Here is a 15224-nt window from a genome sequence, read left to right as displayed (position 1 = left end):
AATGATCTTCACCCAGGAACACGAAGAGCTGCGCCGTACCGTACGGGGTTTTGTCGAACGCGAGATCAACCCCCACGTCGACGACTGGGAAAAAGCCGGGCGCTTTCCCATCCACGAGATTTTCCGCAAGGCCGGCGACCTCGGCCTGCTGGGCATTTCCAAGCCTGAGAAGTTCGGCGGCATGGGCCTGGACTACAGCTACTCGATTGTCGCCGCCGAAGAGTTCGGCACCATCCGCTGTGGCGGTATCCCCATGTCCATCGGCGTGCAGACCGATATGTGCACCCCGGCCCTCGCACGTTTTGGCTCCGATGAGCTGCGCGATGAGTTCCTGCGCCCGGCCATCAGCGGCGAACAAGTGGGCTGCATCGGCGTCTCCGAAACCGGTGCCGGCTCCGACGTGGCCGGCTTGAAAACTCACGCCCGCAAGGACGGCGACGACTACGTGATCAACGGCAGCAAGATGTGGATCACCAACTCCCCCAGCGCCGACTTTATCTGCCTGCTGGCCAATACCTCGGACGGCAAGCCCCATATCAACAAGTCGCTGATCATGGTGCCGATGAGCACCCCCGGGATCAGCGTCAGCCCGCCCCTGGAAAAACTCGGCATGCACAGCTCGGAAACCGCCCAGGTGTTTTTCGATGATGTGCGCGTGCCCCAGCGCAACCGCATCGGCCATGAAGGCGCGGGGTTCATGATGCAAATGCTGCAATTTCAGGAGGAACGGCTGTTTGGCGCGGCCAATATGATCAAGGGCCTGGAGGCCTGCGTCGACAGCACCATCGCCTACTGCAAGGAACGCCAGACCTTCGGCAAGGCCCTGATCGACAACCAGGTGATCCACTTTCGCCTGGCCGAGCTGTCCACCGAGATCGAATGCCTGCGCGCGCTGGTCTACCAGGCCACCGAGCAATACATCAAGGGCCAGGACGTGACGCGGCTGGCCTCGATGGCCAAGCTCAAGGCCGGGCGCCTGGGCCGCGAAGTCAGCGACAGCTGCCTGCAATACTGGGGCGGCATGGGCTTTATGTGGGACAACCCGGTGGCCCGCGCCTATCGCGATGTGCGGCTGGTTTCGATTGGTGGCGGCGCCGACGAGATCATGCTGGGGATCATCTGCAAACTGATGGGCACGCTGCCGGGGAAAAAGTCGTGAAGGCCTGTGAAACCCTGGTGCTGGAACCGCACAACGGCGTGCTGCACATCACCCTCAACCGCCCGCAGAGCCGCAATGCCATGAGCGTGCAGATGGTCAGCGAACTGCGCGCAGTACTGGCGGATGTCGCGCCTGACGAGCAGGTGCGGGCATTGGTGATCAGCGGCGCCGGCGGGCACTTCTGTGCAGGCGGCGATATCAAGGACATGAGCGGCGCGGGCAGCCGTGAAGGCTTGCGTGATCTGAACCGGGTGTTTGGCGCGCTGTTGCAGGAAGTCGAAGCCCTGCCGCAGGTGGTGATTGTGGTGTTGCAGGGCGCGGTGCTGGGCGGTGGGTTTGGCCTGGCGTGTGTCAGTGACATCGCCATCGCCGATCACCAGGCGCAGTTCGGCTTGCCGGAAACCAGTTTGGGCGTGCTGCCGGCGCAGATTGCGCCGTTTGTGGTGCGCCGCATCGGCCTGACCCAGGCCCGGCGCCTGGCGCTGACTGCGGCGCGGTTTGACGGGGTCGAGGCGCAGCGCCTGGGGCTGGTGCATTTTGTCGAGCATGACCCCCAAGGGTTGGCGCAGCGCCTGGATGAGGTGTTGGGGCAGGTATTGCGTTGTGCACCGCGCGCCAATGCGCAGACCAAGGCGCTGTTGCTCCAGAGCCTGGATCAACCGTTGGAACTGCTGCTGGATCAGGCTGCCGATTGGTTTGCTGAGGCAGTGACGGGGGAAGAAGGAATCGAGGGGACGCGGGCGTTTGTTCAGAAGCGCAAGGCCAGGTGGGTGAGTTGATCTTGAAAACACCACATTCCCTGTGGGAGCTGGCTTGCCTGCGATGCGGGCACCTCGGTCTGTCAGGGATACCGAGATGATGCAATCGCGGGCAAGCCAGCTCCCACACAAGCCCGCACCTGCGCAACCAATCAAACAGGGACCGAAAATGCCCAGTTTCAATAAAATACTGATCGCCAACCGCGGCGAAATCGCCTGCCGGATCCAGCGCACCGCCCAAGCCCTGGGCTACCGCACCGTGGCGGTCTATAGCGAGGCCGACGCCGACGCCCTGCACGTACACATGGCCGACGAAGCCGTGAACATCGGCCCAGCCCCGGTGCAGCAGTCGTACCTGAACATCCCGGCCATCCTCGAGGCCGCACGCCTCACCGGCGCGGACGCGGTGCATCCAGGCTATGGCTTTCTCTCGGAAAACCCGGAGTTCGCCAAGGCCTGCCTCGCCGCCGGCCTGGTGTTCATCGGGCCCAGTGCCCACGCCATCGAGTTGATGGGCAGCAAGCGCCTGTCGAAAATCGCCATGCTCGCCGCTGGTGTGCCGTGTATTGCCGGCTACCAGGGCAGCGCGCAGGACGACGCCACCCTGCAAAGCGAAGCCGAGCGCATCGGTTACCCACTGATGATCAAGGCCAGTGCCGGCGGCGGCGGACGCGGCATGCGCCTGGTGCACACGGCTGCGCAGTTGCTCGAACAACTGCACACCGCACGCTCCGAAGCCCTCAATGCCTTTGGCAGCGACGAGTTGATTCTGGAGCAGGCACTGATCGCGCCGCGCCATGTGGAAATCCAGCTGTTCGGCGACACCCACGGCAACCTGATCTACCTGGGCGAGCGTGATTGTTCGGTGCAGCGCCGCCATCAGAAGGTCATCGAAGAAGCGCCCTGCCCGGTCATGACCAGCGAGCTGCGCCAGGCCATGGGCGAAGCGGCGCTCAAGGCCGGGCGCGCCGTGGAGTATGTCGGCGCCGGCACCGTGGAGTTCCTGCTGGACCGGGACGGACGCTTCTATTTCCTGGAGATGAACACCCGCCTGCAGGTGGAACACCCGGTCACCGAACTGATCACCGGCCTGGACCTGGTGGACTGGCAACTGCAAATCGCCGCCGGCCAGCCCCTGCCCTTGCGCCAGGAGCAAGTGACGCTGAGCGGGCACGCCATGGAGGTGCGCCTGTACGCCGAGGACCCGGCCCAGGGTTTCCTGCCACAAACCGGCGAGGTGCTGCGCTGGGAGCCGGCGGCCGGGGTGCGGGTCGATCATGGCTTGCTGGCCTCACAGCGCATCAGCCCGTTTTATGACCCGATGCTGGGCAAGATCATCGCCCACGGCGCCACCCGCGAAGAGGCGCGGCGCAAGCTGCTGCGCGCGGTGCAGGACTGCGTGCTGCTGGGGATTGCCAGCAATCAGCGCTTACTGGTGGACTTGCTCGAGCACCCGCAGTTTGTCGCGGCGGATTTCAGCACCGGGTTCATCGCCGAACACTTCAGCGACATTGCCCGCCCCGCCATCAGCGACGAACAACTGGCAGTGGCCGCCGCACTGTTCTATCGGCACAGCGCGGCAGCGCATCACCCTGCCCTGGCGGGCTGGCGCAACAATGCCAGCGTGCCCTGGACCTATCGCCTGGGTGTTGATGAGCAGCGTCATGAGGTCAGCGTGCGGGTATTGGCGCAGGATCACGTGCAAGTCGGCGCTGTCGATATCCACATCAAGGGCAGCGACGGGCGCTGGGCCAGCCTGGTCATCAACGGCATCCGGCGGCGGCTTGCCTATCACCTGCAAGGCTCCCAGCTCTGGCTGTTGTACTCAGGTCACAGCCTGTGCGTGAGCAACCAGACGCAAACCGTGGCCAGTCGGGAAGCGGCCGCCAGCAGCGGCACGGTCAAGGCGCCGATGGACGGTGCCATCACCCTGCTGCAGGTGCAGGAGGGGGATGTGGTGAGCAAGGGCCAACTGTTGCTGGTGCTTGAAGCGATGAAAATGGAGCACCCGCTCAAGGCAGGGATCGATGGGGTGGTCAAGGCCATTGCAGTCACCGCCGGCGATCAAGTGCGTAATCGCCAGGTATTGCTGCAGATCGAGTAGCCCTGGGCGGAACTACCAGGCTTGGCTACGCTCTATCCCCATCAGAAAGGGATGAGTACGGGAACCTGCGATGCCTGATTGGCTGATTATTGATCTTGAAGCCACAACGGATGACGGCGGCTGGCCCGTGTCGGAGATGGAAATCATCGAGATCGGCGTGAGCCTGGTCAACCGCCAGGGCCGCGAGCTGGACCATTTCCAGCGCTTCGTGCGGCCCTTGCGCCGGCCGTTGTTGACACCCTTCTGCCGCCAGTTGACGCACATCAGCCAGGCCAATATCGACAGCGCGGCGCCCTTGACCGAGGTCTGGCCACTGTTTGAGCGCTGGCTGGGCCAGCATCATCCGCGCCTGGAAAGCTGGGCCAGTTGGGGCGACTATGATCGCCAGCAACTGGAACTGGAGTGGCAGCGCCATGGCCTGGCCAGCGTGCTGGCCCAGACGCCCCATGTGAACCTCAAGCAACGCTTCGCCAAGGCCCGGCGCCTGGACAAGCCATTGGGGCTCAATGGCGCCCTGCAACTGGCGGGCATGCAGTTCAACGGCCAGCAACACCGGGCACTGGAAGATGCGCGCAATACGGCGCGTTTGCTGCCGTTGATTTTGCCCGTGTAGAAGGCATACTGGCCGACCTTTCTTGCCCCTTTTTTCGAGGATTCACCCATGTTCAAAGTCAATGAGTACTTCGACGGCACCGTCAAGTCGATCGCCTTCGGCACCCCTGAAGGTCCGGCGACCATCGGCGTCATGGCCCCGGGTGAATACGAGTTCGGCACCGCCCAGCGTGAAATCATGCACGTGGTCTCGGGCGCGCTGACCGTCAAGCTACCAGGCAGCGACAGCTGGGAAACCTTCGCCGCCGGCAGCCAGTTCAATGTGCCTGCCGACAGCAAGTTCCAGCTCAAGGTGGCTGTAGACACCGCCTACCTGTGCGAATACCGCGGCTAAGCCTTTCCCGCGCACAAAAAAATGCCCGTCTCGCTGAGACGGGCATTTTTCATGGGGCCTGGGTTACTCGAGGATCGTCACCGGCATACCGACTTCCAGGTGGCCCACCCCGTCATTGACCAGGTTCTGGCCGAACATCACGCCATCGGGCTCCTTGCGGTAGGTTTCCAGGGTCGCCAGCGGCTGGCGGTCGGCGCTGCGCTCACCCGTTGCCGGGTCGATGGTGGTGAGGATGCACCGCGAGCAGGACTTGACCACCCGGAACTCTACCTCCCCGATGCGCAGGCGCTTCCAGCCGTCCTCGGCAAAGGCCTCACTGCCTTCGATCACCAGGTTGGGGCGAAAGCGCAGCATTTCCATGGGCCGGCCGATGCGCTGCGACAAGTCGTCGAGGGACGCCTGGCCGATCAGCAATAGCGGGAAACCGTCGGCGAATGCCACCTGGTCATCATCCTTGCCATAGCCGGCCGCCGTGGTGCGCGCGCGCTCCAGGGGCACCTGCACCAGGCGGGTCGGTTTGCCGATAAAGTCGCTGACCCAGCGCGCGGCTTCATCGCCGGCATCGGGAACCCGCAGGGTGTCGCGCCAGATGGTCACACCGCGCAACTCGGCGTCAGCGCCGGGCAATGCCACGTCCAGCGTGGGCTGGCCAGCAGCACTCAAGGTCAGGCCTCCAGCGCCGTTCCAGAGGGCCGACAACTGACTCATCTGCGCTACTGCGCGCTGGGTCAGGAAGCGCCCGCTGGCCTCGTCCACCAACATCCAGCGTCGATCCCCGTCCAGCCCCAGTTTATCCAGGCCGATATGCGCCAAGGTCTCTGCCTTGCCCGACTTCAAGGGGTACCGATACAACGCGCTGAGACGAAGCATGAGCCTGGGTTCCTGTGAACAAAAACGTCACCCTATACGAGCACGCTGCCAGAATCAAAACTTCCCCGGTCGGCAACGTGGCCAGAAGGTATCAGGCTGGGACTTCGTCCAGCATCAGGCGCTGGCGCACCACATCCACCAACTTGTCGGGCTGGAATTTGGAGAGGAAGTTGTCGCAACCGACCTTCTTCACCATCGAATCGTTGAAGCTGCCGGACAACGAGGTATGCAACACCACATAGAGGCCACGCAGGCGCGGGTCGTTGCGGATCTCGGTGGTCAGGCGGTAGCCGTCCATCTCGGGCATTTCGGCGTCGGTGAAGATCATCAGCAACTTGTCGGTCATTACCTGGCCGGTGTCCGCCCACGCCTTGAGCATGTTCAAGGCCTTGAGGCCATCACTGGCGATATGCATCTTCACCCCCAGTTGACCCAGGGTGTCACGCAGTTGCGACAGGGCCACGTTGGAGTCATCCACCAGCAACACTTCGCGGCCACGGGCACGTTCGAGGACCGGGTCCTCGAGTTTTTCCCGGGAGACCTTGGCGTTGTAGGGCACGATCTCGGCGAGGACTTTTTCCACGTCGATGATTTCTACCAACTGCTCATCCACCTTGCTGATGGCCGTGAGGTAGTGCTGGCGACCGGCGCTGGCCGGCGGAGGCAGGATCGACTCCCAGGTCATGTTGACGATGCGGTCGACGCCGCCCACCAGGAAGGCCTGCACCGAGCGGTTGTACTCGGTAACGATAATGGTGCTGTTGGGCCCCGGCACCAGCGGACGCATGCCGATGGCCTGGGACAGGTCGATCACCGGCAGGGTCTGGCCGCGCAGGTTGACCACGCCGCAGACAAACGGGTGGCGCTGTGGCATCAGGGTCAGCTTGGGCAACTGCAGGACTTCCTGCACCTTGAACACGTTGATCGCGAACAACTGACGCCCGGCCAGGCGAAACATGAGGATCTCCAGGCGATTCTCACCCACCAATTGCGTGCGTTGATCTACCGTGTCGAGAATGCCAGCCATTGAAGACTCCTGGGTGTGCTGAAAGATTTGCTGCCTACTGGAGAAGGTTATCGGCAGACGGCGCCAGACCTTGACCCTGGGTAAAATGCCACGTAAATGCATTGATGTCACACTGACATCATGCTTTACTGGCATCACCTCCCATCCGGGAGTCAAGCGGCGCCGCCAGACCCTCAAACGGTCACAAGGTTCCGTCATATAGGGGATTCCCCTAGTCGCAATCAGGTCCAACCTGATATTCGCAATATCCAATAGCCATTAATGTGACGCCATTCTCATTGCATGAATGGAGTCAGGCTTTTGTTTGCTATCGCAAGCCCGCGGCCCAAGGGCCTTCCAGGCGTTATCGCCTGGGCAATCGAAGTCATGCGAACACCCCTGGTTGTTTCCACTGCACGCAGCGCCAGCCATCGCGACGCTGATCACTCAAATAAAAGTACTACTCAAAATTCAGAAACGAACTACAGATTCCGGTCATATTTCGGCGCTAGTTTGAAGCCGTTGCTACGGTGCTACATCTCATTATCTGACCGTATGTTGTGGAGACTTTCATGATGAACGACGGTAAAGAGTGGCAAGACGCACTTCCCGAGTTCCTCCTGGAGGCAGAAATGCTGCTGGCCAAGTCAGAGGAATGCCTGAGCCACCTGCATTTGATCCGCAACGATAACGACGCCATCGATTGCATGAAAAGCAGCTTGGTCAAACTTGCCGAAAAAGCCGATGCCATGGCGCTGCCAGCCATTGGTAATTTTTCCCGGCACATCCAGGATCTGATCAGCAACGCCCAAAGCCCGATGCAACTCCACGACGCGGCACTTGCCGCCCTGCATGACTGCCTGACGCTACTGGCCTGGCAGTTGGAATTGATCGATATCAAGACCGGTAAACTCAGCCTGGACGACGCCGAGCAAACCATCTTGATTGAAACCGTTGCCCAGCAGATTCCCCAGAAGGACGCTGGCACACACTTTCGCCAATCCTTGCACTGCGCCTCCTAACCTTTCGTGCGATTAAGCCAGGCCGCCAGCGGGCGACCAACTAAGTCTGCGGAAGGTATTTAGCCAGCCAACTATCAATAAGCCTGTATTGGTAATAACGATGCAAGTCTCGTTTAATAGTACAACTTGGGCTCGCTGAACTAAGTACTGCACAGGCGACCAACGGTAATTGTTGGTGGTACTATTACCGCGCTCGACGTGGCTGCCCCAGATGTAAGAAAATCCGAGAAGCCCCTCGAACCAACACCCAACTCACTCGCTTTCCAAACAGAGCCCGGCCAGCGGTCATGACCGGTCTACCCGCAGCGAACCTCCATCGGCTCCATCTGCTATGTACGCCAGCCCCAAGTCACTTATCGCCAGGTTCGTCTCCCCGGGCACTACCCGTTGGGTCACGCTTGGCCTGTGCCTGTGCGCGACCCTGGTCAGCCTGTGGGTGTATGCCCACGAAGCGCCGCTGCCGATATTTTTGCTGCTGCTCAACCTCGCCGCCCTGGCCGCAGCGGGCCTGCAGCGATGGCGCTCGCGTAAATCGATCAAGTTCCAGCCCCAGGAGTTGGCCGACCGCCTGTTGCAGGTCCAGGAAAACGAGCGTCATCGCCTCAGCCGCGAATTGCACGACGATATCGGCCAATTGCTGACCGCCGCCAAGCTGCAAAGCGATTGGCTGCAGCGCCGCCTCCCGACAGAATTGCAGGAACAGTGCGGCGTACTGTGCAACACCCTCAACGAAACCCTGGCCAAAGTGCGCGACGTGTCGGCCATTCTCAACCCACGGCAACTCACCAGCCTGGGCCTGGAAGCGAGCCTGCGCGCGCACCTGCTCAAGACCCTGGAAAACACCCCGGTGCACTGGAGCCTGGAATGCCAGCAACGCCTGACCGGGATTCCGGAAGAGATGGCCGTGGCAGCCTTCCGTATTACCCAGGAGGCCGTGACCAACATGCTGCGCCACGCCCAGGCGCGCAACCTGCTGGTGCGCCTGCGACGCTTGCCCCAGGGGCTCTCGCTGTTTATCAGCGATGACGGCCAGGGCTTCTCGCCCGCCACCGACCCAGGCCTTGCAGGGCAAAGCGGGATGGCGGGCATGTCCGAGCGCATTGATCAACTGGGCGGCCTGCTGACGGTCAATAGCCAACCCGGCTTTGGCACGCGGATCGAAGCGCTGTTCCCCTGGGCGCCGCGCACCCTCGAGCGGGCCAGTCCCCCTAAGGTTCTAGAGTGACCTGCAATTTACTCCTGGTAGATGACCACGCACTGATCCGCGCCGGCGTGCGCGCGCTGATCCTCGATATCCCCGGCTATGCGGTGATTGGCGAAGCCAACGACGGCGCGCAAGTGCTCGCACAATTCGACGCCTTGCAGCCCGATATCGTCCTGCTGGATTTGTCGATGAAGCACACCAGCGGCCTGGATGCGCTGCAGCAACTCAAGCACGCCTACCCCAAGAGCAAGGTGCTGATCCTTTCGATGCACACCGACCCGCAATTGATCATGCGGGCCCTGGAGGCCGGTGCCCACGGCTACCTGCTCAAGGACACCACCGCCAATGAGCTGGAACACGCGCTGCTGGCACTGCGCAACAACGAGCGCTACCTGAGCCCGGCGATCGCCCACACGGTGATCAACCAGGCCTTGATCCACAGCCAGTCACACCCGGCACCTCCTACACAGCGCCACAACCTGACGGCACGCCAGCTGGAAATCCTGCGCCTGATCGTGCGCGGCAAGTCCACCCGGGAAATCGCCCACGGCCTGGGCCTGAGCATCAAGACCGTGGAAGCCCACCGCTCGCAGATCATGAAGCGCTTGCAGATTTTCGATGTGGCCGGCCTGGTGCTGTTTGCCGTGCGCGAACAAATCATCAGCCTGGACGATTAGCCAGCAACGGCGAATCCACCGGCAAGTGCACCTGCAAGGCCTTGGGCAAGGCGCAAAAACGCAGGTCATCGCCTTTGAGCGGCTCGCCATCGAGGTTGATGTCCAACCCTTCGGCCACCTTGATCTCCACCCACGGCAGGCGTGCCCGTACGAACAGGTTGTCCAGGCCCCAGCCGTCGGTCATCAGGCTGCGCAAGGTGCCGACCACTTCCTGGGGCGCGGGCAGGATGCTGATATCCAGCAGGCCATCATCGGCCAGGGCGCCCGGGCACAGCTCATGCCCGCCCCCGGCCTGGCGACCGTTGCCGATGCCCAGGGCCAGCAACTCGCCGCGCCAATGGAAGTCCGGGCCCACCAGTTCCCCATAGGCGGCCCGCAGCTCGCTGAAACGCGACAGGCCGGTGAACAGATAGGCCGCGCCACCCAATACCTTTTTCAGGTCTTCGGAGGTGTTGGCGGTGACCTGGCTGCCAAAGCCGCCGGTGGCCATATTGAGGAAAACCTGCCCGCCCACCTCCCCCAGGTCGATGGCTTGCGGCGCCACGTCCAGCAGCTCCAGCGCCAGGCGCGGCTCCAGCGGCACCCCGGCCGCCCGGGCGAAGTCATTGGCGGTGCCCAGGGGCATCAGCACCAGGCTGGCGTCAGTCTTGGCGCGTGCCATGGCCTCGGCCACGTCGCGCAACGTGCCGTCACCACCACCCGCGATCAGGCGGGTGTAGCCGGCATCCAGGGCTTCACCTACCAGGCGCTGGGCATCGCCACCCTCCCAGGTGACACGCACCGCCAGCTCCCACCCCTGCTCGCGCTTGCCTTGCACTGCCGCCCGCACGTCTTCGTTGAGGGCTTGCTTGCCGTGCAGAATCAACAGTGCCTTGGGTTTGCTCATGGGGTGAAGCTCCTATCGTTGGAGGGGACCTGAGGGATGTTGACCTTCGGCAGTCAGAAAAAAGCCATTGGGCTGTAAATTAATTCTTCAGCCCAATACTTCACTCAGGGGAATGAAGTTCACCCGGTCACCGATGGCCAAGGTGCTGCCTTCGCGTACTTCCACCAAACCCTCGGCCCAGGCGGCACTGCGCAATACGCCGGAACTCTGGTTCTGGTAGATCACCGCCCGCCCTTGCTCAAGGCGCCCGCGCAGGTATTCGCGACGGTTACCCGGCTTGGCCCAGACGAACCCCACCGGCACCTCGAAACGCAGGGGCTGCACCACCTCGACCCCCTGGCGGCGCAACAGGTATGGCCGTGCCAACAGGGCGAACGTGACCAGGGTGGACGCCGGGTTCCCCGGCAGACCGATCACCGGCACGCCGCGAAAGTGGCCGAAAGTCAGCGGTTTGCCAGGCTTGATCGCCAGCTTCCACAAGGCCAGTTCGCCCTCCTCGCGCAGTGCGATACCGAGGAAATCCGCCTCTCCCACCGAGACCCCGCCGGTGGACAAAATCAGGTCCACCGAACCCAGTGCGCCGAGGCGGGTACGGGTCAGTTCCAGGTCATCGGGCAGGATACCCGCGTCGATCACCTCGCAACCCAGGCGTTGCAACCAGCTGCACAACACCCGCCGGTTGCTGTTGTAGATCTGCCCCGGCCCCAACGGCAGGCCGGGCTCGATCAATTCATCGCCCGTCGACAGCACCGCCACACGCACGCGCCGCACCACCGCCAGGCGGTCGCGCCCCAGGGAGGCCGCCAGGCCCAGTTCAATCGGGCCGAGCCGCGTACCCGCCGTCAGGACTTCTTCGCCGACCGTAGTCTCCTGGCCCTTGGGCCGGATGTTTTGCCCTACGTGCAGCGCCTGGGTGAAGCGCACGCGCTGGTCGGCTTGCACCTCGGCGTTTTCCTGCATTTCTACGCAGTCGGCGCCTTGCGGGACCGGGGCGCCGGTGAAGATCCGCGCGCAGGTCCCCGCCGCCAGGGGCTCCGGGGCTTGCCCGGCGAAAATACGCTGGCTCACCGGCAGCGGCTCACCCGTCCAATCGGCAGTGCGCAAGGCGTAGCCGTCCATCGCACTGTTGGGCCAGGGCGGCAGGTCAAGGGTGGAGACCAGCGCCTCGGCCAATACGCGCCCGTCGCACTCAGCCAATGGCAGGTATTGCTGCTCACGGATTGGCGCGGCCTCGGCCATGTTCAACAAGCGCTCAAGTGCTTCTTCTACCGGCATCAACGCGCCGGTCTTGCCCGGCTTATCCACGGGATTCACACGGTTCGGCCAGCTTGAGGTGCGGCACAAAATTGCACGGGCGATGGCGGGCATCCAGTTGTTCGGCGAGAATCCCGTCCCAACCGGTACGCACAGCGTTGGTGGAGCCCGGCAGGCAGCACACCAGGGTGCCATTGGCCAGGCCGGCCAGGGCGCGGGACTGCACGGTGGAGGTGCCGATATCGGCCACCGAGATCTGCCGGAACAGCTCGCCAAACCCGTCCACCTGCTTGTCCAGCAGGCAACTGACAGCTTCCGGGGTGCTGTCGCGGCCGGTAAAGCCGGTACCGCCGGTGATCAACACCACTTGCACCACGTCCTCGGCGATCCAGTGCGCCACTTGCGCACGGATTTTGTAGAGGTCATCTTTGAGCAGCACCCGCTCGGCCAGGCGGTGGCCGGCCGCGAGCAGGCGGTCAACGAAGACTTGCCCGGAGGTATCGGTTTCCAGGGTGCGGGTATCGCTGACGGTCAGTACAGCGATGTTAAGAGGTACGAAAGGCGCATCAGCCTTGGCTTTCATGGCTCGGTCCGGTTGTCTAAGAAACAGCCCGATGTTATATCACAGGCCCCTATTTCACTGCCTGCGCGGAGCCGTCATGCCATTCAATTCTTCGCCCCTGCCATGCTCGATCCTGTTGCTGGCCGGCGGTCGCGGCCAGCGTATGGGCGGCCTGGACAAGGGCCTGCTCGACTGGCACGGGCAACCGCTGATTGCTCACCTGCACCAGTTGGTGCGGCCGTTGACCGATGACTTGATCATCTCCTGCAACCGCAACCAGGTGCAGTACGCCGCCTATGCCGACCAGTTGGTAAGCGACGACAGTCCTGACTTCCCGGGCCCCTTGGCCGGTATCCGCGCCGGGCTGGCCGCCGCGCGCCATGAACATCTATTGATCTTGCCCTGTGATGTGCCGCACATCGATGGGCAGTTGCTGGCAGACCTGCTCGACACCGCACGGCAACACCCACAGGTGCCGGTGATGATCCGCCATGGCGAGTTCTGGGAGCCTTTGCTCTGCGTCATACCGACGCGCCTGCGCGGTGATGTGGAGCGCGCCTGGCAGGCTGCAGAGCGCAGCCCGCGCCAGATCCTGCTGAAACTGGGGGCAAAGGCGCTCGAATGCGCCGAAAACGATCCGCGCCTGGCCAACCTCAATACACCAGAGTTGTTGCACCCACGCCCCGGCGTGTCAGAATGAGTGCTAGAACAAGGAACTTTGCCGACGTTGCACACGTCACAAGGTCAGAACTCAACACAGCATTACTCTCGGAGAAGACTCATGACTCAACGGACCATCGCCGCTCTCATGCTTGCACTGGGCCTTGCCACCCTCGCCGGTTGCGCCTCGCCAACAGTGATCACCCTGAATGACGGTCGCGAAATCCAGGCTGTCGACACCCCTAAATTCGATCAGGATTCGGGCTTCTACGAATTCGAACAACTGGATGGTAAGCGTACCCGCATCAACAAGGATCAGGTTCGCACCGTTAAAGACCTGTAAGTCTTAACGCCAGATACAACAAAGCCCGCTTTTGAGCGGGCTTTGTTGTATCTGGCGCGTGGGAAATATCACCAGTCCAGCACGATTCTGCTGCTGAAACTGCGCTGCTCGCCGGTTACCGGGTCGATAAACCGCACACCCTGGGCCAGCAACTTGAGCGGGTTGGCGTAGTCATCCACGGCATCCTTGATGACCTCGGGATAAAACGGGTCGTTGCAGATGCTCGCGCCCAGCGCCGTCATATGCACGCGCAGTTGATGTTTCTTGCCGGTCACCGGAAACAGGCCATAGCGCCACAGGTCGCCGTTTTTTTCGCGCACCTGCACCGCCGTTTCCGTGTTGCTTGCACCGGGCCCTTCCTGCATGCGGAAGAACGGTTCGCCCTCCACCAGGCGACTCTTGTGCACCAGCGGGAATGTCAGCGCAGGCAAGGCCGGGGCAATGGCTTCGTAGATTTTATCGATCTGGCGGGTGGGGAACAGTTGCTGATACGCCGAGCGGCTTTGCGGGTTGGCCGAGAACAACACCAGCCCTGCGGTATGGCGATCAATGCGATGCAGCGGCACCAGCGACGGGTTATCCAGGCTACGGATCAGGCGGCGCAGTAAAGTCTGCTCGACATATTCGCCGGCGGGCGTCACTGGCAGGAAGTGTGGTTTGTCAGCCACCACCAGATGCTCATCGGCGTACAGGATGGTTTCCTGCACCGGGATCGGTTTTTCATCCGGCACTTCGCGAAAGTAGTGGATGCGCAAGCCTTCCTTGTAGGCCAGATCCACGGCGATGGGCTGGCCGTTGCCATCCAGCACCCGACCACGGGCGATGCGGTCCAGCCATTGCTCGCGGCCGATGGCGCGAAAATGCTCGCACAGGCAATCGAGTACCGTCACCCAGGGGCCAGGCGGCAGGTACAAGGTACTGGCTTGGTTCTGGGCAGCGGAAAAACCGGTATCGGACATGCGTACGCTCAAGGCCTGGAAACAAAGGGGGCATTATCCCCCAGAAGCTCAAGCCCTGACCAATTCGGCCCGCAACACCGGCGAAGCACTGGCAGCCTCGGTGAATTCCTTGAGCCAGCGCAGCACGTCCACCGCCTCCCAGCGGCCAGGATCGTACAAGGCATACAGCAAGCCCTGGTATCCCACCACGTCCAGTTGCTTGTGATAACCGGCGCGCTGGAACAATGCTTCGATTTCGGCAAAGCAGGTATTGAAATGCACTTTGTTGAACGGCGTCTTGCCTTCCGTGACCAGGCCATCGAGCCGCAGCTCATTCACCGCATCGCGCACGACGTCGACGGACATGCGGTTGACGCTGCTTTTCAGTTGTTCGACATTCACCACGGGCGTTCCCCCTCACTCAATCGCTGTACAAACATACAGTAACCGAATAATCAGCAACCTGCCATGGGGATGGCGCTAGATTAGAAAGGCGACCACCTGTTCAGTGTCGAACGGCCAACCCAGTTCCGCCCCGGTATCCACCCGGCGAAGCACCGGAATACTTAGGCCGTAGGCTTCGAACAGTGCTTCGGAATCAGCGATATCCACCAACTCGACCAACAGCCCATGTTCGACCAACGGCATGATTTCATCTTCGGCAAGCTCACACAGATGGCAGCCCAGGGTGCCGAACAACTGGCATTCAGGAGGCATGATGTACAGACCCGATAAGAAACAGGTCCTCATTCTAGGCCGCGGGAAAAACCTCGTCGAGTCATGCCAAAGACCTGATCCAGATCACCATGGCCTATAACTGATTCAGCGATTCTCG

General features: G+C 62.1%; 18 protein-coding genes. 10 read left to right on the top strand and 8 right to left on the bottom strand.

All coding sequences use genetic code 11. The features are described from left to right. Position 1 precedes the first annotated feature (1 nt). From atuD to ppnP, 5 genes are all read left to right on the top strand, one after another. Positions 2-1159 carry a citronellyl-CoA dehydrogenase gene (gene atuD / locus HBO12_RS17795; RefSeq protein ID WP_170042830.1) on the top strand — a complete coding sequence of 386 codons (1158 nt, stop codon included), beginning with the start codon at positions 2-4 and terminating at the stop codon, positions 1157-1159. Then, the gene (locus HBO12_RS17790; RefSeq protein WP_170042829.1) at positions 1156-1938 is read left to right on the top strand and encodes an enoyl-CoA hydratase-related protein; all 783 of its coding nucleotides are present in this window, start codon (positions 1156-1158) and stop codon (positions 1936-1938) included. Before atuD ends, HBO12_RS17790 begins: the two co-directional genes overlap by 4 nt. 148 nt (positions 1939-2086) lie before the next feature. After that, complete coding sequence (locus HBO12_RS17785; RefSeq protein WP_170042828.1) at positions 2087-4021, top strand: acetyl/propionyl/methylcrotonyl-CoA carboxylase subunit alpha; 1935 nt, start codon at positions 2087-2089, stop codon at positions 4019-4021. A gap of 70 nt (positions 4022-4091) precedes the next feature. Continuing rightward, positions 4092-4634, top strand: coding sequence for a 3'-5' exonuclease (locus HBO12_RS17780; protein WP_169952571.1), 543 nt, complete (start codon positions 4092-4094; stop codon positions 4632-4634). Positions 4635-4682: 48 nt separating this feature from the next. Beyond that, entirely contained in the window at positions 4683-4967 is a 285-nt protein-coding gene (gene ppnP / locus HBO12_RS17775; protein ID WP_169952573.1) for a pyrimidine/purine nucleoside phosphorylase, read from the top strand. A 63-nt stretch (positions 4968-5030) separates the two neighbouring features. On the opposite strand, the gene HBO12_RS17770 is transcribed toward ppnP, so the two are convergent. Next, complete coding sequence (locus HBO12_RS17770; RefSeq protein WP_169952575.1) at positions 5031-5837, bottom strand: MOSC domain-containing protein; 807 nt, start codon at positions 5835-5837, stop codon at positions 5031-5033. A 91-nt stretch (positions 5838-5928) separates the two neighbouring features. Next, positions 5929-6864, bottom strand: coding sequence for a chemotaxis protein CheV (locus tag HBO12_RS17765; protein ID WP_169952578.1), 936 nt, complete (start codon positions 6862-6864; stop codon positions 5929-5931). Positions 6865-7415: 551 nt separating this feature from the next. On the opposite strand from HBO12_RS17765, the gene HBO12_RS17760 reads away from it, so the two are divergent. The 3 genes from HBO12_RS17760 to HBO12_RS17750 all read left to right on the top strand — a co-directional run bounded on the left by HBO12_RS17760 (position 7416) and on the right by HBO12_RS17750 (position 9746). Next, positions 7416-7865, top strand: coding sequence for a hypothetical protein (locus HBO12_RS17760; protein WP_169952581.1), 450 nt, complete (start codon positions 7416-7418; stop codon positions 7863-7865). 331 nt (positions 7866-8196) lie between these two features. Beyond that, complete coding sequence (locus tag HBO12_RS17755) at positions 8197-9090, top strand: sensor histidine kinase (RefSeq protein ID WP_170042827.1); 894 nt, start codon at positions 8197-8199, stop codon at positions 9088-9090. After that, positions 9087-9746 (top strand): response regulator, encoded by a 660-nt coding sequence (locus tag HBO12_RS17750; protein WP_169952586.1) that lies wholly within the window; start codon positions 9087-9089, stop codon positions 9744-9746. Before HBO12_RS17755 ends, HBO12_RS17750 begins: the two co-directional genes overlap by 4 nt. Here the strand turns inward: HBO12_RS17750 and yegS are convergent. The 3 genes from yegS to moaB all read right to left on the bottom strand — a co-directional run bounded on the left by yegS (position 9730) and on the right by moaB (position 12469). Then, positions 9730-10632, bottom strand: a complete 903-nt coding sequence (gene yegS / locus HBO12_RS17745; RefSeq protein ID WP_169952589.1) for a lipid kinase YegS — start codon at positions 10630-10632, stop codon at positions 9730-9732. The two genes, HBO12_RS17750 and yegS, sit on opposite strands and share 17 nt — an antisense overlap. Positions 10633-10719: 87 nt before the next feature. Beyond that, positions 10720-11946, bottom strand: a complete 1227-nt coding sequence (locus HBO12_RS17740; RefSeq protein WP_169952592.1) for a molybdopterin-binding protein — start codon at positions 11944-11946, stop codon at positions 10720-10722. Next, positions 11930-12469, bottom strand: coding sequence for a molybdenum cofactor biosynthesis protein B (gene moaB, locus HBO12_RS17735; RefSeq protein ID WP_029298095.1), 540 nt, complete (start codon positions 12467-12469; stop codon positions 11930-11932). Before moaB ends, HBO12_RS17740 begins: the two co-directional genes overlap by 17 nt. A 76-nt stretch (positions 12470-12545) precedes the next feature. Here moaB and mobA point away from each other — a divergent pair, with 76 nt between their 5' ends. Next, positions 12546-13148, top strand: coding sequence for a molybdenum cofactor guanylyltransferase MobA (gene mobA / locus HBO12_RS17730; protein WP_170042826.1), 603 nt, complete (start codon positions 12546-12548; stop codon positions 13146-13148). An 81-nt stretch (positions 13149-13229) separates the two neighbouring features. Continuing rightward, a complete protein-coding gene (locus HBO12_RS17725) occupies positions 13230-13451 on the top strand; it encodes a YgdI/YgdR family lipoprotein (protein ID WP_029298091.1) in 222 nt (73 codons plus the stop codon). A gap of 68 nt (positions 13452-13519) precedes the next feature. Here HBO12_RS17725 and HBO12_RS17720 read toward each other — a convergent pair whose 3' ends face one another. The 3 genes from HBO12_RS17720 to HBO12_RS17710 all read right to left on the bottom strand — a co-directional run bounded on the left by HBO12_RS17720 (position 13520) and on the right by HBO12_RS17710 (position 15106). Then, positions 13520-14410 (bottom strand): pseudouridine synthase, encoded by an 891-nt coding sequence (locus HBO12_RS17720; protein ID WP_169952597.1) that lies wholly within the window; start codon positions 14408-14410, stop codon positions 13520-13522. Between the two features lie 48 nt (positions 14411-14458). Further along, positions 14459-14794 carry a transcriptional regulator gene (locus HBO12_RS17715; protein WP_169952600.1) on the bottom strand — a complete coding sequence of 112 codons (336 nt, stop codon included), beginning with the start codon at positions 14792-14794 and terminating at the stop codon, positions 14459-14461. A gap of 75 nt (positions 14795-14869) precedes the next feature. Then, positions 14870-15106: a glutaredoxin family protein gene (locus HBO12_RS17710; protein WP_169952603.1), complete on the bottom strand. Its 237-nt coding sequence runs from the start codon at positions 15104-15106 to the stop codon at positions 14870-14872. Positions 15107-15224 lie beyond the last annotated feature (118 nt).

Source organism: Pseudomonas sp. WS 5059, from assembly GCF_012985525.1.
Taxonomy (GTDB): Bacteria; Pseudomonadota; Gammaproteobacteria; order Pseudomonadales; family Pseudomonadaceae; genus Aquipseudomonas.
Note: the sequence above shows the minus strand (reverse complement) of the source record. Positions and strands in the feature narration are given on the sequence as shown.

What these genes read in the sequence shown, in the direction of transcription:
- HBO12_RS17710 (WP_169952603.1), bottom strand. Translation starts at nt 15,106, where the DNA reads ATGCCTCCTGAATGCCAGTTGTTCGGCACCCTGGGCTGCCATCTGTGT.
- HBO12_RS17780 (WP_169952571.1), top strand. Translation starts at nt 4,092, where the DNA reads ATGCCTGATTGGCTGATTATTGATCTTGAAGCCACAACGGATGACGGC.
- moaB (WP_029298095.1), bottom strand. Translation starts at nt 12,469, where the DNA reads ATGAAAGCCAAGGCTGATGCGCCTTTCGTACCTCTTAACATCGCTGTA.
- HBO12_RS17725 (WP_029298091.1), top strand. Translation starts at nt 13,230, where the DNA reads ATGACTCAACGGACCATCGCCGCTCTCATGCTTGCACTGGGCCTTGCC.
- HBO12_RS17760 (WP_169952581.1), top strand. Translation starts at nt 7,416, where the DNA reads ATGATGAACGACGGTAAAGAGTGGCAAGACGCACTTCCCGAGTTCCTC.
- ppnP (WP_169952573.1), top strand. Translation starts at nt 4,683, where the DNA reads ATGTTCAAAGTCAATGAGTACTTCGACGGCACCGTCAAGTCGATCGCC.
- yegS (WP_169952589.1), bottom strand. Translation starts at nt 10,632, where the DNA reads ATGAGCAAACCCAAGGCACTGTTGATTCTGCACGGCAAGCAAGCCCTC.
- HBO12_RS17765 (WP_169952578.1), bottom strand. Translation starts at nt 6,864, where the DNA reads ATGGCTGGCATTCTCGACACGGTAGATCAACGCACGCAATTGGTGGGT.
- HBO12_RS17770 (WP_169952575.1), bottom strand. Translation starts at nt 5,837, where the DNA reads ATGCTTCGTCTCAGCGCGTTGTATCGGTACCCCTTGAAGTCGGGCAAG.
- HBO12_RS17720 (WP_169952597.1), bottom strand. Translation starts at nt 14,410, where the DNA reads ATGTCCGATACCGGTTTTTCCGCTGCCCAGAACCAAGCCAGTACCTTG.
- HBO12_RS17755 (WP_170042827.1), top strand. Translation starts at nt 8,197, where the DNA reads ATGTACGCCAGCCCCAAGTCACTTATCGCCAGGTTCGTCTCCCCGGGC.
- mobA (WP_170042826.1), top strand. Translation starts at nt 12,546, where the DNA reads ATGCCATTCAATTCTTCGCCCCTGCCATGCTCGATCCTGTTGCTGGCC.
- atuD (WP_170042830.1), top strand. Translation starts at nt 2, where the DNA reads ATGATCTTCACCCAGGAACACGAAGAGCTGCGCCGTACCGTACGGGGT.
- HBO12_RS17785 (WP_170042828.1), top strand. Translation starts at nt 2,087, where the DNA reads ATGCCCAGTTTCAATAAAATACTGATCGCCAACCGCGGCGAAATCGCC.